13 protein-coding genes are annotated in these 24,705 nt (G+C 69.3%); 5 read left to right on the top strand and 8 right to left on the bottom strand.

All coding sequences use genetic code 11. The annotated features are described in order from the left end of the window. Positions 1-223: 223 nt before the first annotated feature. The 6 genes from AB0I19_RS01030 to AB0I19_RS01005 all read right to left on the bottom strand — a co-directional run bounded on the left by AB0I19_RS01030 (position 224) and on the right by AB0I19_RS01005 (position 13,324). On the bottom strand, positions 224-6,880 hold the full coding sequence (locus AB0I19_RS01030; protein WP_357143131.1) for an SDR family NAD(P)-dependent oxidoreductase: 6,657 nt from the start codon (positions 6,878-6,880) through the stop codon (positions 224-226). A gap of 13 nt (positions 6,881-6,893) precedes the next feature. Then, positions 6,894-7,502 (bottom strand): SGNH/GDSL hydrolase family protein, encoded by a 609-nt coding sequence (locus AB0I19_RS01025; RefSeq protein WP_357143129.1) that lies wholly within the window; start codon positions 7,500-7,502, stop codon positions 6,894-6,896. Continuing rightward, on the bottom strand, positions 7,499-8,749 hold the full coding sequence (locus tag AB0I19_RS01020) for an NAD(P)/FAD-dependent oxidoreductase (RefSeq protein WP_357143127.1): 1,251 nt from the start codon (positions 8,747-8,749) through the stop codon (positions 7,499-7,501). The genes AB0I19_RS01025 and AB0I19_RS01020 overlap by 4 nt, the downstream gene beginning before the upstream one ends. A 142-nt stretch (positions 8,750-8,891) precedes the next feature. Continuing rightward, on the bottom strand, positions 8,892-10,556 hold the full coding sequence (locus AB0I19_RS01015) for an AMP-dependent synthetase/ligase (protein WP_357143125.1): 1,665 nt from the start codon (positions 10,554-10,556) through the stop codon (positions 8,892-8,894). An 87-nt stretch (positions 10,557-10,643) separates the two neighbouring features. Further along, positions 10,644-11,567: a LysR substrate-binding domain-containing protein gene (locus AB0I19_RS01010; protein ID WP_067498605.1), complete on the bottom strand. Its 924-nt coding sequence runs from the start codon at positions 11,565-11,567 to the stop codon at positions 10,644-10,646. Between the two features lie 107 nt (positions 11,568-11,674). Next, complete coding sequence (locus AB0I19_RS01005) at positions 11,675-13,324, bottom strand: 2-isopropylmalate synthase (RefSeq protein WP_357145047.1); 1,650 nt, start codon at positions 13,322-13,324, stop codon at positions 11,675-11,677. A 262-nt stretch (positions 13,325-13,586) separates the two neighbouring features. On the opposite strand from AB0I19_RS01005, the gene AB0I19_RS01000 reads away from it, so the two are divergent. Together AB0I19_RS01000 and AB0I19_RS00995 are read left to right on the top strand one after the other, a co-directional pair. Further along, a complete protein-coding gene (locus AB0I19_RS01000; RefSeq protein WP_357143123.1) occupies positions 13,587-14,258 on the top strand; it encodes an FCD domain-containing protein in 672 nt (223 codons plus the stop codon). After that, complete coding sequence (locus tag AB0I19_RS00995) at positions 14,255-15,037, top strand: ATP-binding cassette domain-containing protein (protein ID WP_357143121.1); 783 nt, start codon at positions 14,255-14,257, stop codon at positions 15,035-15,037. The genes AB0I19_RS01000 and AB0I19_RS00995 overlap by 4 nt, the downstream gene beginning before the upstream one ends. Here AB0I19_RS00995 and AB0I19_RS00990 read toward each other — a convergent pair. Together AB0I19_RS00990 and AB0I19_RS00985 are read right to left on the bottom strand one after the other, a co-directional pair. Then, positions 15,004-15,342, bottom strand: a complete 339-nt coding sequence (locus AB0I19_RS00990) for a carbohydrate-binding module family 14 protein (RefSeq protein WP_357143119.1) — start codon at positions 15,340-15,342, stop codon at positions 15,004-15,006. The two genes, AB0I19_RS00995 and AB0I19_RS00990, sit on opposite strands and share 34 nt — an antisense overlap. 202 nt (positions 15,343-15,544) lie before the next feature. Beyond that, positions 15,545-16,366 (bottom strand): alpha/beta hydrolase, encoded by an 822-nt coding sequence (locus AB0I19_RS00985; RefSeq protein ID WP_357143117.1) that lies wholly within the window; start codon positions 16,364-16,366, stop codon positions 15,545-15,547. Between the two features lie 188 nt (positions 16,367-16,554). On the opposite strand from AB0I19_RS00985, the gene AB0I19_RS00980 reads away from it, so the two are divergent. The 3 genes from AB0I19_RS00980 to AB0I19_RS00970 all read left to right on the top strand — a co-directional run bounded on the left by AB0I19_RS00980 (position 16,555) and on the right by AB0I19_RS00970 (position 24,296). Next, positions 16,555-17,268, top strand: coding sequence for a helix-turn-helix domain-containing protein (locus AB0I19_RS00980; RefSeq protein WP_357143115.1), 714 nt, complete (start codon positions 16,555-16,557; stop codon positions 17,266-17,268). An 86-nt stretch (positions 17,269-17,354) separates the two neighbouring features. Beyond that, on the top strand, positions 17,355-18,296 hold the full coding sequence (locus tag AB0I19_RS00975) for a methionyl-tRNA formyltransferase (protein WP_357143113.1): 942 nt from the start codon (positions 17,355-17,357) through the stop codon (positions 18,294-18,296). Between the two features lie 75 nt (positions 18,297-18,371). Next, complete coding sequence (locus AB0I19_RS00970) at positions 18,372-24,296, top strand: amino acid adenylation domain-containing protein (RefSeq protein ID WP_357143111.1); 5,925 nt, start codon at positions 18,372-18,374, stop codon at positions 24,294-24,296. Positions 24,297-24,705: the final 409 nt, after the last annotated feature.

Genomic DNA, 24,705 nt, shown 5'->3' with positions numbered 1-24,705 from the left:
GCTGAGGCGTGGCCAGTCGTCCGGCTCGCGGATCCGGGCGCAGGCCGGGCGGGTGCGGAGTCAGGCGCCGACCGGGCAGGTGCGGAGTCAGGCGCCGACCGCGCGGGTGCGGAGTCGGGCGCTGGTCGGGCGGGTGGCGCGGTGTGCGGCGGTGCGGTCAGGGCGGGCTGGGCAGGGGGCGCGCCGATCGGGTCGAAGGCGATGCCGTCGAAGTCGAGGGCTGTCATCGGGTCCACTTCCTCACCGAGGTCTGGAACTTGTCCGTCAGGTCGGGCGTCGTGAGGACGGTGACGTCCGAGAAGCGTTGCAGCACTGTGCCGTCGGTGGACAGTGCGGTGGCGTCGATGCGAGCTTCGAGCCTGCTCGCGCGTGGGTTGTCGACCACCAGGACGAACGGTTCGGTGGTCGGGAGCGGGTGGTGGTAGTCGATGCGGCCGACGCCGAGGGGCAGGCAGGCCGTGCCGAGCAGTCGATGGCCGAGGACGGGCGGGCCCTGCAGGATCAGGTCGGCGGCGACCGGGTCGTGCAGGTGGCCCGCGTAGGCGCCGGCGGCGACGGGAGCGGTGGGCAGGTGGCAGTCCAGGACGATCGCGCTGTCGCTTTCGGCCCGGATCGCGCGCAGACCTTGCAGCGCGGGACCGTGGAACTGGATGGCGTCCCGGTAGATCCGGTCTGCGGGAGTGCCCGGTCCGGCGGGAATCGTTTGCGTGGCATTGCCGTCCGGGTTCGCGGCCAGCAGTAGGGTCGCCCGGAAGTGGGCGAGCTTGCCGTCGAAGACGGTGGCGCGCACCGCCGTACGGCCGTCGAGGTCGTCGATCGGGACGAGCTCGATCTCCAGCGCGGTGACCGGGTGATCGAAGACGAGTCCCTTGAGCACCTGGTAGTCACGGACGCCGACCACGGTGCGGCCCGGCCTGGTTCGTTCGGCGAGGTGGATCATCGCGCCGAGGCCGAAGGTGGCGGGCAGCACGATGTGGTCACCGATGCGGTGTGCCTCGATCACAGGTTCGTCGACCAGGCCCGCGATGTCGCGGCGGGCCCGCACCGTGGCGGCCACGTGTTCGCCGGTCGACAGGGCGGTGGCCGCGCCGACCAGCAGGACCGGCTCGGGCCGGCGGTCCTCGGTGAACTGGGCGGTGAAGGCGGCCGCACCCGCGGCCGGAGCCACCAGCGGGATGCCCCGCGTCCGGAAGTGCTCGCGCAGGTCGGCGGTCACCATGCCGCCGTCCCAGGCGCCCCAGTCGATCGCGGTGACGCGGTGCCCGGGATGCCTGCGCCGCCAGCTCACCGCGAACCGGCACAGCGCCTCGTTGGCGGCGGCGTAATCCGCCTGGCCCGCATTGCCGAACAGGCCGGCCACCGAGGTGAACAGGACCAGGTCTTTCGGCTCCCCCACCGCGGCGAGGACGGCGGCCAGACCACCGAGCTTCGGACGCAACACGCGAGCGATCGAGTCGGCGGTCTTGTCGGGGATCATCGAGTCCGCCAGGACCCCGGCGCCGTGGACGACACCGGTGATCCGGTCGCGCCACGGCGCGACGGCCTCGGCGAGTGCAGTGGCGTCGGTGGCGTCGACAGCCAGATAGTCGGCGCGGTCGCCGAGCGTCGCCAGGGTCGAGCGGATCTCGCGGACGGCGCGGACCTCGCCGCACGCCCGCTCGATGTCCTTGGGCCGCACGCCGGTTCCCGCCAGCGCGCGCACCGCGGCGGGCTTGAGGTCGCTGTCGGGCACACCGGCCGCCCAGGCGGGCTCCGCACCGAGCGTGGTGCGGCCGAGCAGCAGGAAGCGCGCCGCGCTGTGCCGGGCGAGCGCGAGGACGCAGGTCGCCGTCACTCCCCTGGCTCCGCCGGTCACCAGTAGCAGATCGTCCTCGGTGAGCACCGTCGGCCCGAACTCCGTTGCCGTGCTGACGATCTCGGTGACGACGGCGGGCTTGTGCCTGCTCGGCACCGGTGTGCGGCGCTGGCCCGAGGCGTCGACGCCGACCTCGACGGTGTCGATCGCGGCGTCGCACAGCTCCTCGAGCACGATCCGCGCCACCCGCGCCGGAGTCGCCGCCGGCGCGATGTCGAGCGCGCGGCAGAACACTGTGGGTTCCTCGGCGGCAAGCGTTTTCACGACGCCGCCGAGACCGCCGAGCAGGGCATGGACCGGGTCGGCATCCCCGCGCAGGCCCAGATGACCGTCGAGCCGGGTGACCGTGACGAACCCGGCGCGACCGGTCGCGCCGCGCAGGGCGGGCACCACGCGGCCGGTGGCCAGGATCGCCTCGGTCAGGATCCGCTCGGCCTGGGCCCACTCCGTGGCGACACCCGCGACGACCACGCACAGGTCGGCGGCGCCGGTGTCGGCGCCGGGTGCGACCCGCCGCACCGTCCAGCTGAGCGCGCGCAGCGCTTCCTCGATCGCCTCCACGTCGGTTTCGGCGGACTCGTCCAGGCACACGATCAGCGCCCGGCCCGCGGGCCGATACGGCTCGACCGCGAGGTCGACCGGGGCGAGCTCGACGAGTTCGACGACATGCCGCGGCGTTTCGGCCGCGGCCTCAGCTTTTGGGTGGACATCACCCCCGGCCAGCTCGGCCACGATCTGATCCAGCGAGCGCAGTGTGCCGAGTTGTTCGGGTCCGAGACTGGGCAGGGTCGGGAACCGTTCCTGTAACGCGCCGATCACCTGGACCCGCTTGATCGAATCGACGCCCAGATCCGCTTCCAGATCCATTGCCGGATCGACCATCTCGACCGGATACCCCGTTTTGTCGGCGACCACTTCCCGCAGCGCCTGCCGCAGGGTCTCGGCGGAGTACGTGAGACCGGCGTCTGCCGAGGCGACCTCGTCCGTGGCCACAGCCGAACCACCGGTCGGCGCGGCCGGGCCGCTCGGGTTACCCATCGCGACGGAACTGTCTGTCGTGGTCGAAGCGTCGGTGGCGAGCAGATCGGCGATCTGGTCGAGAGTTCGTAACGTACCGAGCTGCTCGGGGCCGAGGCTCGGCAGCGACGGGAAGCGCTCCTGGAGAGCGCCGATCACCTGCACGCGCTTGATCGAATCGACGCCCAGATCCGCTTCCAGATCCATTGCCGGATCGACCATCTCGACCGGATAGCCGGTCTTGTCCGCGACCACTTCCCGCAGTGCCGCGCGGATCGCTTCGCCGTTGAGCGCCTCCGCCCCCGGCGCACCCTGCTCAGTATCGACGGCGGAGTTCTGGACGTCGGAACCCGCTGTGCGAGCGGCTGTCTGCGCGGCTGCCGACGACGTCGTTGCGTGCTCCTGGGCCACCGGTACAGTTCCGGCTGCCCGCGGTGCGGTGTCGCTCGCACCGGTGACGCTCTGACCTGCCTGATGACCCGTCGGGTAGGCGGTGCCGCTTACGGCGGGAGTCACCGATCCGGGCACGGTGTTCATGGTGGCGGTACCGCTGGACAGCGGGGCCGCCGCGGGTAGGTGGCCGTTCGCCGGGGTCTGCGTGGGCGCCGCTGTCAAGGCGTGGGTCGGCGCGGGGGCGTTCACCGCGGGCGGGGTCGCCCGGTAACTGGTCACCGAGTGCGAGCCGGCGGCTCCCCCTTCGATCTCGGCCAGCTGGGCGAGCACTTCGCTTGCCCGCGAGTGGCTTTCGCTGATGGCGACACCGTGATCCTTCACGGCTTCGATGGCGCGCAGCAGACGGTCGTCGATGGCACCGGTGCTCAGCGCGCCCGCCAGCCCGCGGGCCAGGTCGAGCTGGCCGTCGAGGTACTGCCGGTGCGTGTCCAGATGCTGGACGAGTGCGGTGTCGAGCGGGTCGACGGGGATGGTCACGAGCTGTTCCTCCACGAGCGGGGGCACCGAGGATCGGTGCGAAAGTTCGGATACGGCAGGTGATTCGGAGATCGGGTGCGACGGCGCGCCGGTCCGGCCGCCGACCACGGCGTGCGAATCCGCCACGGCCGAACCAGGAACAGTCGCCGGAACATCGGGCAGGGTCGAGCCGCCCCGCGGGGACGAGGTGGGTGAATCAACAAGTGCGGACACAGGTTCAGGGTCGGCGAGGGAGTGTGGTGCCGTATCGGCCGCTGGCTGGAGGCGGTAGTCGCCCGACAACGCTTCGGCGTAGGCGGCGCGGCGGGCGGCGGGAACGTATTCGGGGGCTGAAAGGATCACAGTCATCCGGTCGGCCGCCGGGGTGGTCGGCTCGGTGGCGGGGGCGGCGTAGCGGTTGATGCCCGACATCGCGACACCGAGGACGGCCAGACGGACGGCCGCCCGCTTGAGTGCCACATCTCCGTTGCCGATGGGTCCGGAATCGGTGGCGAAGGCGATCACGTCGTCGCCGAGGGTGCGCCGGACCAGCGACGTCAGCACCTGTTTCGGGCCGCATTCGACGAAGATCGTGCAGCCGTCGGCGTGCATGGCCCGCAGCGCGTCGACGAACTCGACCGGCCGGCTCAGCTGCGCGGTCAAGGTCGCCCGGTTGGCGGCGACATCGGCGCCGTAGGACGCGCCCGCGGTGTCGGCGTAGACCCGCGCATCCGGCTCGACGATGTCGACTTCCTCGACGGCGGCACCGAATTCGGTGACCGCGTGCGCCACATACGGGGTGTGGAAGGCAGCCGCCACCGGCAGATCCCGGGTAGCCCAGCCCTTCTCGGAACTGCGCGCGGTGAAGGCGGCGATGCCCTCGGGTCCACCACCGACCACGATCTGGTCGGGCGCGTTGTGATTGCAGATCCACATGTCGTCGAGGTCGGCGATCACCTCGGCGACCTCTTCGCGGGCCGCGTTGACGGCGACCATGGTGCCTGCCTCCGCGTCGTCGGCGACCGTCATCGCCGCGCCACGCGCCCGGGCCAGACCGAAGAAGTCCGCGGTGCTCAGCGCGCCTGAGGCCCACAGTGCGGTCAGCTCACCGAAGCTGTGGCCGAGGTAGCCGTGGGCCCTGAGCCCGAATTCGGTGAGCACCCGGAACTGCCCGGCCGCCAGCGCGCCGATCGCGGGCTGTGCGAATTCGGTACGGCGCAGGGCGGATTCCTGCTCGGCACGGGTCTGTTCGCTGAACGCGGGCGGCGGGAACACCACCGCGCCGAGCCGCTGCTCGGCACCGACGAACGCGGCGTTGGCCTCGTCGAACGCCGCCCCGACGGGCGGATTGTTCAGCACGGTGTCCAGGCCCATGTCCACGTACTGGCTGCCCTGCCCCGCGAACAGCACACCGACCTTGGGGTCCGGTACGGCGGCTGCGCGGAAGTACACGCCCTCGGGGTGATCCCACTGCGCGGCATCGGGATTGCGGACCAGTTCATCGACCGCGAGCGTCCGCAGGTCCGCGGCGGTGTCCTCGTCGACGGAGACGAAGCCGATCCTGGCGTGCCCGGCCGGAATGTCACCGCCGTCGGTGCCGGGGGTGCTGCGTACGACGTCGATCAGCGCGGCGACGTCGGGGGCGTGCCACAGGTGCGCACGCGGCACCCGGTGCAGGACCTGCCCGCGCGTCTGGTCGGCTTCCTCCAGCACGATGTGGAAGTTGGTGCCGCCGAAGCCCATCGCCGAGGCGGCCGCCCGGCGCACCGGGCGCTGCGGGTCGCGCACCCACGGGCGGGTCCTCGTGTTCACGTAGAAGGGTGTCCGGGCGGCGTCGATCTCGCTGTTGGGCGCGTCGACATTGATCGTCGAGGGCAGCACCTTCTGGTGCAGGGCCAGCGCCAGCTTCATCACCCCGGCCGTTCCCGCGGCGCCCTTGGTGTGTCCGATCTGGGATTTCACGCTGCCGAGCGCCGCGAAACCGGTCTCCGAACTGGCCTCGGCGAGCAGGCCTTTCAGCGCGGTCAGCTCGGTCTTGTCACCCACTGCCGTCCCGGTCGCGTGCGCCTCGATCAGTTCGACGTCGGCGGGTGAGCATTCCGCATCGGCGTAGGCGCGGTCCAGCGCGACCCGCTGGCCCTCCGCGCGCGGCGCGTAGATGCTCTTGGAGCGGCCGTCGCTGGAGGAGCCGAGACCGCGGATCACCGCGTAGATCCGGTTGCCGTCGCGGCGCGCGTCGGCGAGGCGGCGCAGGGCCAGCATGGTGATCCCCTCGCCGAGCAGGGTGCCGTCGGCCTCGGCGGAGAACGGGCTGATCCGGCCGGTCGGCGAGAGCGCGCCGACCTTGCTGAAGCACAGGTAGATGAAGATCGAGTTCTCGGTGTCGACGCCGCCGGTGATCATCATGTCGGCGCGACCGTCCTGCAGTTCGGCGATCGCGGTGCGGATGGCGGCCAGCGAGGCCGCGCAGGCCGCGTCGACGGTGCAGTTCATGCCACCGAGCCCGAGCCGGTTCGCCACCCGGCCCGCCACCACATTGGCGAGCAGGCCCGGGAAGGAGTTCTCCTCCCACGGCGCGAACGCGGCGACGAACCGGCGCGAGATCTCGCTGACGTCGCTCTCGGACAGTCCCATCGACCGGCCCGCCTCCGCCAGCACCGGCGTCGACAGGCGCGCGGCCAGCGGATGCATCAGCGGCACCGGACCGGTGGTGCCGAGCACCACGCCGGTGCGCGCGGGGTCGTACCACTGCGAACCGGTCGCGCCTGCATCGGCGAGCAGGTCACGGGCCACCCCGAGGCTCAGGGTCTGCATGGTGCTGGTGACCTCGAGCTGGTTCGGCGGCAACCCGAACTCGAGCGGGTCGAAGGCGACGTCGGGCAGGAAAGCGCCACGGCGCGAATAGGTCTTGTCCGGCGCCGAGCGGTCGGCGTCGTAGTAGTCGTCCAAGCTCCAGCGCGACGCGGGCACCTCGGAGGTGCAGTCGACGCCGTCGATGATGTTCTGCCAGTACTCGCGGTGGGTGTGTGCCTTGGGCAGCAGACCCGACATCCCGACAATGGCGATCGGGTCGCGTGCCAGGCGTCGTTCGACGGTCACGAAAGGGTTCCTCTCAGGCGGCGACGGTGGTGGCGGTGGCCGCGGCGATCAGTTCGGCCGCGGCAGCGGCGAACAGGCGGTGGCCCACCGCACTCGGGTGCAGACCGTCGGCGGTCCACACCTCGGGCCGGGCCCATTCGGGCCTGGCGGCGAGATCGAGAAGCAGGGCGCCGGTGTCGTCGGTGACCCGGGCGAGGACATCGTTGGCGGCGGCGAAACGCTCACGCAGCAGGGCGCGGAAACCGTCCGGCACGGGCAGGCGGGCGGGAATATCGGGATAGCTCGCGGTGAACACGGTGGCTTCCCTGGCCCGCAAGGTGGTGAAGATGGTGTGCAGGTTGTCGGCGAAACGAGCCTCGTCATACGCGCTGACCAGGTCGTTCACGCCGACAACCACGCCGTAGAGGCCGGCCCGCGCCGTCGAGGTCGCCGGTGCGAGCTGGCTCGCGACGACATCGCCGGTGGTGGCGCCGTGCGTGCCGAAGTTGCGAATCGTGGCGGGCCGCAACCCGAGCTGACCGCCGAGGCGGGAGACCCAGCCCCGGTAGCCACCCGCCGCGGCGGGGTCGCCACGGCCCTCCACGAAGCTGTCTCCGAGCGCCGTCAGGCCGGCCGCGATCACGCCGACACCCCGGTATTCACCACGTGCCGGTCGACGACGGGGAAGTTCACTTCCTCGTAGAGCGCGGTGAGCTCGGCCTCACCGAAGAACTTGTCCGGCGGGTACAGCCCGGCGATCAGCCCGAAGAACTTCTTGGAGTAGTGCTCGCTACGGCTGGCCGCGCGGAACACCGAGTCGTAGTACGGGGTGAGGGTGAGTTCGGAGATGGACTGGGTGAGCTCGTAGGTGCTGGCGCTCTGGGCGTCGCGCTCACGCTGGTACTCCGGCAGCGTCTCTTCGAACGGTCTTGCGCCCGTGAGGCTTTCGTGCACCAGGTCGGCCAGCAGCTGGCCGTACTTGAAGGCGTCGGTGATGCCCCAGCCGGTGAACGGGTCCTTGTGGTACCCGGCGTCGCCGACCAGCGCCCAGCCGGGACCGAAGGACTGGCGACGGTAGTTGTCGGGGTAGAGCATCGGCCGGAACGGCTCGACCCGCTTGCCGGTATCCCGCAGCCGCGCACCGATCTCCGGGTCGATCTGGTCGACGATCTCCTGCACGCCGGCGTCGGGATCGGTGCGGAAGTCGCGGAACCGGTCGCGCTTGCGCATGACCGCCACCAGGGCCAAGCCGTCGTTGGTCGGCCAGGACGCGAACTGTTGCTCCCCGAACCCGGTGCGGTGGTGCATGCCCCAGTCCACGCCCTCGTAGTACGAGTAGTAGATGAAGCAGGCGGCGGGCGAACCCTCGTAGGTGGCCGCGCCGACCTCCTTGGCGACGATCGAGTTCGCACCGTCCGCGCCGACGACCAGTTTCGCGCGGAACTCCTGCTCGGGACCCTCGCCGATGCGGCCACGGATACCGGCGACCCGGTCACCCTCGCGCAGCAGCCCGGTGACGGTGAAGCCCTCGATCACCTCGGCGCCGGACTCGCCCGCCGCGTCGACCAGGATCTTGTCGAGGACGGTGCGGCGCGGGCAGTAGACGGCGTCGATGCCGTCGGCCGAGGGGTCGGCCATGCCCGGGATCTCGATGTCGGTGTAGGTGAAGTTCAGGTGCCGGATCGGGGGGCAGCCGGTGTCCACCACCGAGTCGAGCAGACCCCAGGACTTCAGAAAGCCGAGACCGGCCTGGTGGATGTAGTGCGTGGACGGGGTGTCGCTGGGAAAACTCGCGCGATCAACGGCGAGCACGCGGTGGCCCTGACGGGCCAGCAGCATGGCCAGGGGCGAACCCGCGACCCGGGTTCCGACGACGATGACGTCATACATGATGTGATCACTTTCGGTGGTCGAATTCCGATTTCGAGTCTGTCGCCGGTGGAATACGGAAACCACTGGGGCGTCCCGCAATTCATCGGCCGATCGGTCCCGGCTATCGTCGGCGGGACCGGTGGGAGAATTTCGCGCCGCGTTACCCGCGCGACACGTAGAGCTGATCTATTTCGGCGGAATAGGTTTCGGCGATCGCGGCCCTGCGCAATTTCAACGACGAGGTGAGCAGGCCGGCGTCGACGGTGAAATCGCCGTCGACGATGCGGAATGCGCGAATGGATTCCGGCCGCGACACCAAGGAATTCGCCTCGTCCACGGCGGCCTGGATCGTCTCGGCCGGATCGTCGTCGGGATGCTCGGCACGCCACTTCGCGTACCGCTCGGCGTCGAGGGTGATCAGTGCCGTCACGAACGGTCGACCGTCACCGACGACCATGCAGTTGCTCACCAGCGGATGCAGCCGCACCCGGTCCTCGAGCGGGGTCGGGGCCACGTTCTTGCCCCCGGAGGTCACCAGGATCTCCTTCTTGCGCCCGGTGATCCGCAGGTGCCCGTCGTCGAGCTCGCCGATGTCGCCGGTGTGCAGCCAACCGTCGGCGTCGACGGGCCGCTGGTCGGCGGCCGCGCCCCAGTAGCCGGGTGAGACGTGTGGGCCGCGGACGAGGACTTCGCCGTCGGCGCCGATGCCGACCTCGGTGCCCGGGATGGGACGGCCCACGGTGCCGAGCCGGTTGGTGGACGGTGCGCTCACGGTGACCGCGGTGGCCGCCTCGGTGAGGCCGTAGCAGTTCAGGATCACCACACCGAACCCGGCGTAGAAGCCGACGGTGGTGTCGTCGAGCGAGGCGCCGCCGGAGATCACGTAGCGCAGTCGCCCGCCGAACGCGGCCGCGACGGCGTCGTCGGTGGCGGTGGGCGCGGCGCCCTCGCTCAGCAGCGTCAGGCCACGAGCGACGGCCTCGTCCTCCTGCCCCTCGGTGAGCAGCGCGCGGACGTGCTTGCGAATCTTCTCCAGCGCGTACGGAATCAGCGCGAGGAAGGTCGGACGCAGCGTCGCCAGCGCCGGGACCAGGTCGGGCACGCCGGGCAGCAGATGGGTCCGGCTGCCGCCGTAGAGGCAGGCGAACAGGATCGTCTGGCCGAAGACGTGGGAGAGCGGCAGCGCAAGCACCGTCGTACCGTCGAAGATGCCCTCGGTCTGGCGCGCGGTGTTCGCGGCGGTGACATACATGTTGCGGTGGCTGATCATGCAGCCCTTGGCCAGGCCGGTGGTGCCGCTGGTGTAGACGATCATCGCGAGGTCGGCGGCGCCGACCGCGGCGATTCGTGCGTCGAGGTCGGCGTGTTCGACGCTTTCGGCCCATGCCCCGATCTCGGTGAAGGACCACACCGCGCCGCCCGCGCCCGCGTCGGTAAGGCGTGCTGCGTCGTCGGCGGTCTCGGCCGCGTGGAACCGGCTCCCGCTGTCGCTCAGGATGTGCGCGATCTGCGCCGGCGAGGAGGTCGGGTACACCGGCACGATCACCGCGCCGACGGCCATGGCCGCGCAGTCGAGCAGCGCCCATTCCAGGCTCGTGCGGCCGAGCACGGCCACCCGGTCCCCCGCCGCGACCCCGCGGTCGAGCAGGGCCGAGGCGAGCCCGCGGACCCGGGTGTCGAGCTCGCCGGTGGTCAGCTGGTTGCCGTCGGCGGCACACAGTGACGGGCGGGCCGGATCACGCCGTGCCGCGTCGGAAACAATCTCGTACAGACTGGACGAATCGGCCGGAACGAATCCGTTCGCGGTAGCAGACACTGTGTTCACGAATCGAATTCTTCACGGCGTCAACCATTCCCGTCGCTGCCGCACTCGCTGTTCCTACCGCACGAAAGTCATGTCCTATCGAGGGGTTCAGGCCGACAATGCGCGGACATCATCGAGTTGTGCCGATTCGACGCATTCCAGGAACAACGCGACCGCGGGATTCGGTTCGTCGGCCCGCCAGACGGCGTGCAAATCCAGCGTCGGCACCGGATCGAATAATTTCACCGCCACCGAACTACTGCCCGGCACACCCATTCCCATCGAAATCGCGCGCGGCAGCGAGGCGAACCCGACGAGTGGTCGCACCGAGACCATGTGCGCGGTCGCGCCGGGGTCGTCGGCCGAATGCGTGACATTGAGCGAGATCCTGGTTTCGGCCGCCGACCGCAGGATGGTGTCGTACATCGCCGGACACTGTTCGCGCGCGAACAACACGCAATCCTGACTCTGTAGTTCCGCGAAGGGGACACCTGGCCGGTCGGCCCACCGATGTCGGCGCCCGACGACCGCGACGAGCGGAACCCGGTGCAGCAGGCGACGATATCGGAAATCGGCGGTACTGGGATGCCCGTAGACCAGGGCCACATCGAGGGAACCGTCGGCGAGTGCGGCCAGCTGGGGGCCGGTCCGCTTCTCCCACAGCGACACCACGATGTCGGGGTGCCGTTCGGTCATCCTGGTGAGTGCCTCCGGCAGCACATGTCTGCTGGCGGGCAGGTTGTAACCGATGCTGAGGCTGCCCGCCCTGCCCTCGGCGGTGGCCTTGGCCGCCTGGGCGGCGCGGTCGAGCTGAGCGACGATCAGGCGGGCCTGGCTTTCGAACTCGCGCCCAGCGGGGGTCAGCCGGACCTCGTGGGAGTTCCGGGCGACGAGCTGGACGCCGAGCGATTTCTCCAGCTTCTGCAGCTGGGCACTGAGACTTGGTTGGGTCAGATGGAGGCGCTGCGCTGCGCGACCGAAATGCAACTCTTCGGCGATGGTGATAAACGAAACGAGATGTCGGAATTCCATGACGCCGGCTCCTTCCGAGTACCACCACGCTATCGAGGCCGGATAACCGGTGGTGAATAGCGGTCGCCGCGCGCATTGCCGGTCGGTGAACCTGGCCGCGCAGCTTGCTATGGCGCCGTGTTCGCGGCGTTCATCACCGCCTCGAGCGACGCTGCGACGGGCGAGGCGTCGAGGCCGAATGCCCATCCGGTTCCGCCCGCGGCTCGATATTCGACGTAGCTCGCAGCGGTGCCGTCAGCGGCGGCGTGCTGGGTGAGGCCGAGGATCTCGATGGGGTTGGCGGTCTCGGCGAGGGCAGTGGTCAGGGCATCGACCGGGCTCGCCTCGTGGGTCGAGTGGTGTTCGGTGCCGTGCACGTCCAGGACGATTTCGGTGGTTCCGTCGACGAATTTCCACTGTACCAAGGTGATTCGACGCTCGTCGGCGGTGTAGCTCTGCTCGAACAGGGCGCGGAGTTCATCGGCACCGATCTCCGCGCCGGTGTCGTCGGTGTGTTCCTGCACCCGCTGCGCGAAGTCGATCTGCAGGCGGCGCGGCAGCTCGAGACCGTATTCGGTGTGCAACAGGTAGGCGATACCACCCTTGCCGGACTGTGAGTTGACCCGGATCACGGCATCGTAGGAGCGACCGAGGTCGGTGGGGTCGATCGGCAGATACGGCACCCGCCATTCCGATTCGCGCTCGTGTACGCCGAGGGCCGCTGCCCGCTCACGATGCTCGGCCATGCCCTTGCCGATCGCGTCCTGGTGGGTACCGGAAAACGCCGTGTGTACAAGATCGCCCACGTACGGGTGCCTTTCGTGGACGGGCAGACGCGTGCAGTACTCGACGGTGCGGCGGATCTCGTCGATGTCGGAGAAGTCGATCATCGGGTCGACCCCTTGGGCGTGCAGGTTCAGTGCCAGGGTGGCGATATCGACATTCCCGGTGCGCTCACCATTGCCGAAGACGCAGCCCTCCACCCGTTGGGCACCGGCCAGGACGGCCAGTTCGGCGCAGGCGACACCGGTCCCCCGATCGTTGTGCGGGTGCACCGACAGGATCACCGCGTCCCGCCGGGCGAGATTGCGGTGCATGTATTCGATCTGGTCGGCGTAGACGTTCGGCGTCGCCACCTCCACGGTCGCGGGCAGATTCAGCGTGACGGGGCGCTGTGGGGTCGCCTCCCACAACTCGGTGACGGCGTCGCAGATCTCGAGTGCGAAATCCGGTTCGGTCAGGTTGAACACTTCCGGCGAGAACTGAAACCGGACATTCGGCAGCTCGCCGGCCAGTTCCAGGACATCGCGGGCGCCGGTGACGATCAGCTCGCGCAGCTGCTTCCTGTCCTTGCCGAGAACCACCTCGCGCCAGACCGGCGCCGTGGCCGTGTACAGGTGGATGATCACGTCGTCGGTGATGCCACGGATCGACTCGACGGTCCGTGCGATCAGGTCGCGACGCGCCGGGGTGAACACGACCAGTGCCACATCCGGCGGCGCGATGGGGTACTCGGCGAGCAGGCGAACGAAGTCGAAGTCGGTTCGCGACGCGGACGGGTAGCCGACCTCGATCTCCTTGTAGCCCATGGTGACCAGGAGTTCGAAGAACCGGCGTTTGCGCGCCGGATCCATCGGTTCGGCCAGTGCCTGGTTGCCGTCGCGCAGGTCGACCGGGACCCACAGTGGCGCGGTGGTGATCCGTGCGCTCGGCCAGTCACGGTGTCCGGCAGGCACTTTCACGCGACGGTGGACATCTCGATATCGATACGACGGCATCGCCGAGTGACGTTGCCGGTTCCATGCGGGCGCACCATCGGCCAGAGAACCCGAAGGTGTTGTCAGGGTGGGGAATTCGGTCATGACTTGCTCTACTTCCCGGCCATCCAGGGCCGAAGACGACGGAGACCGGCCACGACGGAGCCCCACGGCGGGGCGGCCGGTCGTCAGGCCCCGCCGTGGCGGCCGAGGAGGAGCGCGGTGTAGGTCATGATGGGTACACTTCTACCACAACTCCTCAGACAAGTAGAGAGGTACTCGGGTGACATCCCAGGTAAGGCGCCAGCCACTGGCGGCACAAGCGGCCGAACTGCTGCTCGCGCGGATCCGGGCGGGTGAGTGGCCCTTGGGTCATCGATTACCGGGCGAGACCCTGCTCGCCACCCAGTTGGGGGTCGGGCGGTCGACCGTGCGTGAGGCGATCCGGGAACTCGCGGGCAAGGGCGTGCTCGACAGCAGGCAGGGCGCGGGCGTGTTCGTCACCGCGCTCGATGTGACCGAGGACTGGGATGTGGTGCTGCGTGGTGCCACCATCGTCGCGGTGATCGAGGCCCGTATCGCCATCGAGGCGGAGGCCGCGGCCCTCGCCGCCCAACGGCGGACGCCCGCCGACCTGCGAGTCATCCGGCGCACCCTGGCGGAACGCCGCGTCGAAGGTCGGTCCGTCGCCGATCACGTCGATGCCGATATGGCTTTCCATCGTGCGGTCGTCGTCGCCGCGCACAACGATGTCCTCACACAGCTTTTCGACAGCCTTCTTCCGCGCCTACGTCTGGCCATGATCGACATGCTCGAGCTTCGTCCGGTCCGCTCCGAGCAGGACGACCAGCACGCACACGAGCAACTCGCGCAGGCGATCGCAGACCGAACACCCACCGCCGCAGCAGCATTCAGTCGCACACACCTTTCCGCCCTGAAGGAGGCCTTCACATGACCGGCAGCCCCGTGATCGAACTGGACGATGTGACCTTCCGCCGGGACGGCAAGAAGATCATCAACGGGATATCGCTGACGGTGCGCGCCGGCGAGCACTGGGCGCTCCTGGGGCCCAACGGCGCAGGCAAGAGCACGCTGCTGGGATTCTGCGGTGCCGTCACCTTTCCGACGACGGGCACCGTGCGGGTGCTCGGGGAGCAGTTCGGGCGGGTCGAGTTGGCTCGGCTGCGGCGCTCGATCGGGCATGTGAACCCGCGGCATCGGCTGCCGCACGCCCTCTCGGTGCGCGAGGTCGTGCTCACCGGCATCACGGGCACGATCGACACACCGATGCGCTGGTCACCGAGTTCCGGCGACCTGGACCGAGCCGAGCGGATCATCGACACTCTCGGACTGTCCGGCAAGGCCGACGACCTGTGGCCCACCCTTTCCCAAGGTGAGCGCGGCCGGACTCTCATCGCCCGGGCCCTGATCAGCGACCCGCGGGTCCTGCTCCTGGACGAACCGTCCACCGGCCTCGACCTGGCCGCCCGCGAACAACTGCTCACCACCCTGGACAGCCTCGACCGAACCCACCCCGAAGTCGCCTCGATCCTGGTCACCCACCACCTCGAGGAACTGCCGAGCACCACCACCCACGCCCTGCTCATCGCCGACGGTCACACCGTCGCCACAGGCCCGGCCACCGAGGTCATCACCACCGACCACGTCTCGACGGCCTTCGCCCACCCGATCGAAGTCCGCTACGACGGACGCTGGAGCGCCCGCGCCCGCTGAGCGCCGACGGTCGTTCCGTGATCGGCTACCGCGCCGGCATCGGCGGGCCAATCGCAGTACTGCCCCTTCTGGTTCCAGTTCAGGCCACTCGGGCAGCTGTGCACGGTCGCCACGTTGTTCGAGCACTCCACGTACTTCGTCACGTCTCCGGGATAGGCGAAGAGCCCGTCGGGTTCGGGGCAGTTGAAGGCGGCGATCTCGAATCCGGTGTCCTGCGCGAGAGCAGGCGACACGGCGACGAGTGTGAGGGCGGGACCGAGGAGCAGTCCGGCTGTCGACAAGGCGAGAGCATGGGCGAATCGCACGGTCGTCTCCTTCGGATTCTTTCGGAGCGAACAGGACGTCATCGGCTATCTGTGGCTTGTGCGTCGCATCCCTGCTGCCGACACGATCAATGGGCATTCGAGACACGCGAGCAGGGCGAACCTAACGGAGTGACCGTGAAACCAGAACACGACACGCGATGCCGAGACGCAGCAACATCTCGTCGGTGCGCTGGGAAACCTGCTAGGACTCCGCGCTGTCGAGGATCGAGCGGGCAAGGGTGTCGGGGGCCTCGAGCATCGCGAGATGCCCGACTCCGCGAAGGTATTCCAGCTCGGCACCCGGCACCGCCTCGTAGTCGTGCGCCGACGCCGGGTCCCAGCGAGGATCGGAATCCCCGAAGATCACGAGGAGGGGCTTTCCGGCGTCGATGAGGCGCTGGGGCACGGTCCGCGCGGCGAGGTAGTCGATGTTGGCGGCGAGAATCGCACGGAAAGTTCGATAGGACATCGCCCGTAAGTCGGCCACGGCACCGTCGGGCACCGTGATCGTCGTCGCCGCGGTCGCTGACAGTCCGCGACGGATCATCGAATCGGTGCGGACCGCCCACACGAGCGGACCGAACGGCGGCGAGGTGAGCGCCCGGATGATCGCGGGCTCAGGGAGCAGCGCTGCCAGACTCGGCCCCGTGCTGAGCAGGACCAGCTCGCCGACCAGATCGGGACGGCACTCTACAAGGGCCGTCGCGACATACCCGCCGCTGGAGTGACCGACCACCCTCAGATTTCGGACGCCGAGCTCGTCCAACACCTGCGCGACCCGATCCGCTTGTTGCGCAACGGCGTACGTCGATGCCGACTCCGACCGGCCGCATCCCGGCAGGTCGATCGTGATCACCCGATACTTCGTCGCGAGCGACGGCACCACCGGTGCCCACATCGAACCGGTTGCGCCCGAGCCGTGAACGAGTAGCAGGGGCGGTGCGGCCGGGTTCCCGTCGATGACGACGTGCAATCCGCGGATTGTCGTGTCCTCGCGTGGCTTGGTGGGACTCGATTCGCTCATACCGCCAGCTTCGCCGTCGACCCGTGGCGCCGTATTGGACAAATGTCAGACCATTCACTCCGGTTAGCCTGGGATGCGTGGACGCAGCGAGCCGATGGGACTGGAGTCGGGTTGATGTCGCTGTGCCGGGCCGATTGCCGATGCCGGGGATCCAGATGGCGGGATTCCGGTACCACGGGGATGCCGCCGTGGAAATCACCATGATCCCGCATCCCTCGGTCACGCTCCTGCTCGACCTCAGCGAACACGGAGTCGTGTACGACGTTCTCGGGTGCCCGGTCGTCGGGAACGCGATCATCGGACTCCACGCAGGCCCCCTACGCATCACCAGCACAGGAGTCGGTGACGTCCTGCAGATCCGCATGTCCCCCGTCGTCGCCGCGGCGGTTCTCCGAGACACCGGCATCATCGGCGGCACGGTGACACCGCTGCCGGACCTGTGGGGCAACGAAACCACCGGCTTGACCGAGCGACTCCGTGCGACGCCGACTTGGCACGAGCGGTTCGCCATCGTGTCCGCATTCCTGCGAAGCCGGGTGCATCGCGGGTTCGGTGTAGCACCCGAGATCGCGTATGCCTGGGACCAGACCGTCCGCAGCCGAGGCCGGATCCGCATCGAGACCCTCGCCGCGGAGACCGGCTGGACCCGCCAGCACCTCTGGTCCCGCTTCCGGACCTGTATCGGAGTCTCACCCAAGCACGCGTCCGACCTGGTCCGCTTCGACCACGCCGCCCATCTCCTGGTGGCAGGGTGCTCGCCCGCGGACGCCGCCGTCGAGGCAGGCTATGTCGACCAATCGCATTTTCATCGTCGCACCAAGGCGATCACCGACATGACACCGACCGTTGTCGCGAAGGCTCCGTGGCTCGCGATCGACGAAGTGGCCTGGCCGACAACCTGATTCCCATCTCCGCCAGGGCAGACCGCACGAGCATATTGACATCTATGTAAGGTAAGCCTACACATAGACGAAAGTAGGGCGGTTCCATGCGCATCGTGTCGTTCGGTTTCCAAACCTGGGGTCGTAAGACCCTGCAGGCCCTGATCGACTCGGAGCACGAGGTGGTCCTGGCGGTCACCCACCCGGCCGCGGAATCCGCCTACAAGGCGATCTGGAACGACTCGGTCGAGGAACTGGCCACCGAACACGGCATTCCGGTGCACCTCACCGAACGTGCCGACGCCGAGACCATCGATCTCGTGAAGCGTGCCCGACCCGACGTGATCGTGGTCAACAGCTGGTACACCTGGATGCCCGCGGAGCTGTACGACATGCCGCCCCACGGCACCCTGAACCTGCACGACTCGCTGCTACCGAAATTCACCGGGTTCTCGCCGGTGCTGTGGGCACTGATCAGCGGTGCGGAGGAATTCGGACTGACGGTGCATCGCATGGACGAGCAACTCGACACCGGCGACATCCTGGTCCAGAAGCGCCTGCCGATCCCGCCCGGCGCCACCGGCACCGAACTCGTGCTGGCCGGCATGGAGTTGATTCCGGGCGCGGTGCACGAGGCGCTCGCGGCGCTCGAGAACGGCACCGCGGTGTGGACGCCGCAGGACAAGGCCGAGCGCACCTACTTCCACAAGCGGTCCGATCGCGACAGCCGGATCGACTGGTCCCTGGACGCGACCGAATCGGAACGGTTCGTGCGGGCGCTGTCCGCGCCGTATCCGCGCGCCTACTCCTACTACCGCGGTGAGCGCATCGAGATTCTCGAGGCGGTGGTCTCCGAGGCACGTTACGGCGGCACCGCGGGCCGGGTGATCGTTCAGGAAGGTGGCGGCGCGGTCGTGTGTGGAGCCGACCCGCACCGCGGTGGCAACCACGCATTGGTGATCAAACGTGTCCGTAGCGCGACGGGTACCGAGTACGACGGTGCCGAATTCTTCGCTCGCGGTGGATATCTCACCGACTTTCCCACCTGAGTTCCCGGTTCCGCAGCGCCCGTCCGACGGCACGGGCGCGGATTTCCCACCTTCGCTCCCAGCTTCTGAGGCACCATGATCCCCCACCGCTCGACCCCTGCTGTCCGCCCGCTCACCGCAGCACAACGCGAGGTGTGGTTCGCTCAGCAATTGCTCGGGCCGGTGCCGCTCGCGGTCGGCCAGTATGTCGACCTGCGGGGACCGCTCGATGTGGCGGCATATCGCCGCGCGGTCCGCTCGGCCGCACGTGATCTTGGTGCCTACGTGCGGTTCACCCTCGTCGACGGGCAGCCGGGGCAGGTGCACGACGGTGGCATCGACGATGACATCGCCCTCGTCGACTGCAGTGGGGAAGACGAACCGGCGGCCGCAGCCCGCGCGTGGATGCGGGCCGATCAGTGTGCGCCGTTCGATCTGATCGCCGACCCACCCATCGTGACCACGGTCCTGCGCCTCAGCTCGGAGCATCACCTGCTCTACACCCGCGCGCATCACCTGGCGCTCGACGGCTTCGGCGCCGTCCGCATGCAGCATCTGCTGAGCATCTATTACACTGCTCTGCTGGAGGGGCGCGAATTACCTTCGGCCGCAGTCGATTCAACGGCGGTTCTGGCGGCCGAGGAGCAGCGTTACCTGGGTTCGCGACGGTACGGGATCGACCGCGAATACTGGCGCGAGCAGCTCGCCGTGCTGCCCGCCCCGGTCACTCTCGCGACGCGACCCGGTGCTCCCGACCCGCTCCCGGTCCACGCCCGCGCCGAGCTGCCGCAGTCACTGGTCGAGCGATTGCGTACGCGCGCCGACTTCCCCGGCATCGCGCCCGTGCTGGTGGCGGCGTTCGCCGCGTTTCTCGGCAGGCTGACCGACACCGAGTCGGTCGCGCTGAGCCTGCCGGTCACCGCGCGCACGACCGCCGCGATGCGCGAATGCGGTGCCATGACTTCGAATATCGTGCCGCTGCGCTGCTCGGGCGCCACGGTGGGTGCCGCCATCGCCTGCGCGCGTGCCGAATTGAGCGGGGCACTCCGTCATCAGCGCTATCGCGGTGCCGACATGATCCGTGACAGTGGTCGCCGAGCCGAGTCGCTGAACTTCGGACCGGCCGTCAACATCATGAACTTCCACACCGAGTTGATGCTCGGCCCGGCGCGCGGCGTTATCGAACTACTGTCCACCGGGCCGGTCGAAGACCTCGCGCTCAATGTGTATCCGCTGACCGGTTCCGGGTTGCGGGTCGAGTTCGAAGCCAACCGCCATCGATACACCGAAGCCGAGGTCACCGCGCACCTGGAGCGATTCGTCGGCTTCCTGACGGAGTTCGCGACCGCCGACGACGATCTCGCGATCGACCGGTTGCCGGTCCTCACCGGCGCCGAGACGGGCCTGCTCGTTCCCTGGTGCGGGCCGACGGCTGGTCCACCGGCCACGCTGGGTGAGCTGATCGCCGCCGCTGTCGCGGAAAATCCGGACGGCACCGCCGTCGTCTACGGTGAGAAGCGTTGGACCTACCGGGAATTCGACGCGTGGACCGACCGCCTCGCCGGTGCGCTGCAGGCCGCGGGGGCCGGCCCCGAGTCCTTGGTCGCGATGGTCATGGAACGCTCCGCCGCCTCGGTCGGAGCTGTCTGGGCGATCACCAAGACCGGGGCGGGCTTCGTACCGATCGACGTGGGATACCCGGCCGAGCGCATCGCGCACATCCTCGACGACTGCGGTGCCGTCCTCGGCGTCACCGGTGTCGAGCACCCGGCCGATCTGCCCGGATCCGTCCACTGGACGATCGTCGACCCCGACGCGGCCCCGGAGGCGGAGCTGGTGCCGGTCGCCGCGCGGCCCGAGCACCCCGCCTACCTCATCTACACCTCCGGTTCCACCGGTGTCCCCAAGGGCGTGCTGGTGACCCACGGTGGTCTCGCGAACCTGGCGGCGGAGCGGCGCGACCGGTACGCGTTGCGGCCCGGTGCCCGGACCCTGCACCACGCCTCCCCCGGTTTCGACATGGCGGTCGGCGAGATCCTGTGCGGGCTGGCCGGTGCCGCGACACTGGTGGTTGCCCCGCGCTACGTGATGGCCGGACCGGATCTGGCCGAGCTCATGCGTCGCGAGCGGGTGACCAACGCCATCATCACCCCGGCGGTGCTGGCGACTCTCGATCCCGAGACCCTGCCGGAACTGCGTGTCCTCGGTGTCGGCGGGGAGGCGATCCGCGCCGACCTGGTTTCGGCCTGGTCGCGAAACCGGTTGATGCGCAACGGATACGGCCCGACCGAGGCGACCGACATCGCGACCATCGCGGAGCTGACGCCGGATCGATCGGTGACGATCGGCGCGCCGCTTCGTGGATTCCACGCCCTGGTACTCGACGCCCGGCTGCGCCCGGTGCCACCCGGTGTCATCGGCGAGCTCTACATCGGCGGCCCGGCCCTGGCGCGCGGCTACCACGGTCGGCACTCGTTGACCGCGGCCCGATTCGTCGCCGATCCGTTCGGCCCGCCCGGCGGGCGGGTGTACCGCACCGGTGACCTGGTCACGCTCACCACCGGCGCCGAGCCCGAACTGATCTACCACGGCCGCAGCGACTTCCAGATCAAGGTGCGCGGGCACCGCATCGAGCCGGGCGAGATCGAGACCACTCTCACCGGCCTGCCCGGCGTCGGCCGAGCCGCCGTCACTGCCCATCAGGACTCGAGGGGTACCCATCTGGTGGCCTACCTGGTGCCGGACGGCCCGCTCGTTGTGGAGCAGGTGCGGCTCCGGATCGCCGAGCAGCTGCCCGCGTATCTACGTCCGAGCGCCTACCTCGTGCTCGACACGCTGCCGTTGACTCCGAACGGCAAACTCGACACCCGTCGCCTGCCCGCGCCGGTGTTCGGTCACCACGATTCCCGGCCCGTCGCGACAGATTCGGAGCGGAAGGTGGCAGCGGCCTTCACCGAGGTTCTCGCCATCGAAGTAGTGGGGGCCGAAAGCGACTTCTTCGAACTCGGCGGGACCTCGCTCACCGCCACCGCGCTCGCGGGACGACTCGGTCTCGATGTCCGCACCGTCTTCGACGCGCCGACCGTCGCGGGGCTGGCACTGCGACTCGACGACGCCGAAGACCTGGACGCACCGGCGCCGCTGACCCGGCCCGAGCACCTGTCGCCCGCCCCGGCGCAACTGCGGATGTGGCTGCTCAATCAGCTGTACCCGGAGTCGTCGGCCTATCACCTGCCGATCGCATTGCGGCTCAAGGGATCTCTCGATCTGACGGCGCTCGACGCGGCAGTACGGGATGTGGTCGACCGGCACGAGGTGCTGCGCACGGTGTACCCCGGCACCAGCGCCGGGCCGCGCGTCCGCATCCTCGCCGTCGACGAGGCCCTCGGCCGGGCTCCGCTGACCGCGCGCACCCTCGACCGGGACGGTCTGGACGCCGCACTCGCGGAGGCGGTCACAATGCCCTTCGACGTCACCACCGACGCGCCGATCCGGTTGGCGCTGTGGGCTATCGGCCCCGACGAGCACGTGCTCGCGCTGGTGGCACATCACATCGCCGCCGACGGCTGGTCGCACGGTCCGCTCGTGGCCGATCTGTCCGCAGCGTACACCGCGCGGGCCGCCCGACGGCAACCGCGGTGGGAACCGTTGCCGCTGCAGTACGCCGACTACACACTGTGGCAGCATCGGCGGCTCGGCGATCGGCACGATCCGCGGTCCCGCGCCGCCGGTCAGCTCGCACACTGGGTGCGTGCGCTGGACGGGCCGCCCGACCGACCGCCGCTACCGACCGATCGAGTCCGTGCCCCTGGCATCGGCAGGCCGGGTGGTGCCGGTGCGGTGGTCGAGTTCGAGATCGGCGCCGACGTCGCGACAGCGCTTGCCGAACTGGCCCGACGACACAACGCGACTCCCTTCATGGCCGGGTACGCGGCATTCACCGTGCTGCTCGGAGACCTGGCCGGGAGCACGGATGTGACGATCGGGACCCCGGTCGCGGGTCGCGCACATCCCGCCCTCGACCGCTTGGTCGGCATGTTCGTGAACACCCTGCCGTTGCGCCTGACTCTCGATCCGCAGGAACACTTCACGGCGCTGGTGGTGCGCGCGAGGGAGGTCTCGCTCGCCGCGCTCGGCAATGCCGAGGTCCCCTTCGATCACATCGTCGAAGCGGTGAATCCGCCACGTGACAGCACCAGGCACCCGCTGTTCGACGCCGTGTTCTCCTACGAGAACCTGCCCGCACCGCCCTCGCTCGACCTCGGTGGCCTGACCGTATCCGTTGTCGACATCCCCTGGGAAACAACACATTTCGACCTCAGCCTCACGCTGCGCGAACACCCGGCCACCGGCGGTCTGACGGGGAGCCTGCGCTATGCCACCGACCTCTACGAGGAGGCGACGGTCACCGCGTTCGCGGCACGGTTCCGCGACATCCTGACGACCGTCGCCACGCATCCCGAAGTGACCCTCGCGCAGCTGTCCGGCACGACCGGGCTCGGCATGCCCGGATGCCCCCAAGTCGACCCCGCGTCCGACGCGCCTGCCCACAGCGGCGAGCCGGCGACCGTGCGCGAGCTCGCGGTGGCGCGGGTGTTCGCCGATGTGCTGGAACGAGATTCGGTCGAGATCGACGACAGCTTCTTCGATCTCGGTGGCACTTCGCTGCTCGTCTTCACGCTCCGATCGGAGCTGCGGACCCGGCTCGGCATCGACGCCGACCCGCGCCTGTTGTTCGAAGCGCCGACGCCGCGTGCGGTGACGGCGGCGGTGACAGCGGAATCCGGCGCGGCGGCGGCCGGACAGTGGACCGACATGCTGATCGCCGACGCACACCTCGATCCCACCGTCACGGTGCCCGCGGCCTTCCCTCCGCCGCCGACCTCGGCCGACGATGTGTTCCTGACCGGCGCCACCGGTTTCGTCGGCATCCACCTTTTGCGCGAGCTGCTCGACCGCACTCCGTCGCGCGTCTGGTGCCTGGTCCGCGCCGACGACACCGACGACGCGCGGCGCCGTCTCGAAACAACCCTGCGGCGCTACGGACTCGGGACCGACGGACTCGCCGACCGCGTCGTGCCGGTGCCCGGCGACCTCTCCGCACCGCGGTTCGGGCTCGCCCCCGACACGTGGACCGAGCTGGCCGCGCGTATCGAGGTGATCTACCACAACGGTGCCCGCGTGAATCACCTGGAATCCTATGCCGCCCTGCGCCCGGCGAATGTCGCCGGAACCGTCGAGATCCTGCGACTGGCCGTCGATACCAGGGTGAAGGCCCTGCATTTCGTGTCGACCGTGTCGGCGGCTGTCGGTGTCGGCCACACCGGAATCGTCACCGAGCACACGGCGATCACCGCCGACCAGGTACCGCGTAACGGGTATCTGGCCACCAAATGGGTGGCCGAGCAGTTGGTCCTCGCGGCAGCCGAACGTGGGTTGCCGGTCGCCGTGCACCGGCCCGGCCTGGTCGCCGGATCGATCAGCAGCGGCGCGAACAGCGCCGACGACGCGTTCTGGACACTCATCCGATCGGCCGCCCATCTCGGGGTCGCGCCCGACATCGAGTCCGCCGAGGTCACCTTGGCCCCGGTCGACTACGTGGCACGCGCCCTGGTCACGCTCGCCACCGGACGGCAGCCGGACACCGAGATCTACCACTTGGTAAACAGTGCGCCGACCAATGTCGGCGACATCCTGAACACCCTGCGCCGCACCGGATTTCCCATCGACATCGTGCCGGTGGCCGATGCCGCCGAACGCTTGGCCGGACGGATCGCACAGCACGCCGACCTGATGCGCGCGGCACTCGTGGCCGAGAACTACCTCAACGGTGGCGGCGACGCCCTGATCGTCGACGACACCGGCACCCGCGCGGTCCTGGCTCGATCCGGTGTTCGGTGCCCGGACATCGACGGGGCTGTCCTCCAGCGTTATGTCGACGGTTTCATCACCGAGGGCCTGCTACCGACCCCGGCCGAAGCGGTGTCGCGAACGCGACCGGCCGGTCGAGGACCGTCGTGAGCCGGGTCAGCGCAGGGTCAAGGATGTCACCGACTCGATCCTGGTCAGTTTGTGTGGGGTGCGGACGAAGTACGCCGATTCCGCCGAGGATGTAGCGGACCACGTTCTCCGCGCCTGCGACGGCCGCGGCGCCGCGCGCTTGACCACACGCCGTCGCTGACGAGGACGACCTCGGGGGCGAGAACGTCCAGCAGGGCCTGCGGGCCGCCGGAGGCGAGGGCGCGGCGGAACGACTCGAGTTCGGCCGGGGTTTCTTCGGCCGAGACCGTCATTCGGGGGGCGGGCATCGGCGTGTCCGCGGGCGCGGTGGGCGATCTGGCGGACGGCAGTGGAGTTTTGCCGACGGCGCGCTTCGGCCCGAATCCTTCACCGCCCGAGACACGCGCCGACCGACCCGAGCAATGGTTCG

The sequence above is a fragment of the Nocardia sp. NPDC050413 genome (assembly GCF_040655475.1).
In the GTDB taxonomy this organism is placed as follows: Bacteria; Actinomycetota; Actinomycetes; order Mycobacteriales; family Mycobacteriaceae; genus Nocardia; species Nocardia coubleae.
The sequence above is the reverse complement of the archived record's forward strand: the minus strand, read 5'-3'. Positions and strand labels throughout refer to the sequence as shown.

Bases quoted from the DNA above. Each gene is read 5' to 3' on its own strand.
- AB0I19_RS00985 (WP_357143117.1), bottom strand. From the start codon at position 16,366: ATGAGCGAATCGAGTCCCACCAAGCCACGCGAGGACACGACAATCCGC.
- AB0I19_RS01010 (WP_067498605.1), bottom strand. From the start codon at position 11,567: ATGGAATTCCGACATCTCGTTTCGTTTATCACCATCGCCGAAGAGTTG.
- AB0I19_RS00995 (WP_357143121.1), top strand. From the start codon at position 14,255: ATGACCGGCAGCCCCGTGATCGAACTGGACGATGTGACCTTCCGCCGG.
- AB0I19_RS01005 (WP_357145047.1), bottom strand. From the start codon at position 13,324: ATGCCGTCGTATCGATATCGAGATGTCCACCGTCGCGTGAAAGTGCCT.
- AB0I19_RS00975 (WP_357143113.1), top strand. From the start codon at position 17,355: ATGCGCATCGTGTCGTTCGGTTTCCAAACCTGGGGTCGTAAGACCCTG.
- AB0I19_RS01020 (WP_357143127.1), bottom strand. From the start codon at position 8,749: ATGTATGACGTCATCGTCGTCGGAACCCGGGTCGCGGGTTCGCCCCTG.
- AB0I19_RS00970 (WP_357143111.1), top strand. From the start codon at position 18,372: ATGATCCCCCACCGCTCGACCCCTGCTGTCCGCCCGCTCACCGCAGCA.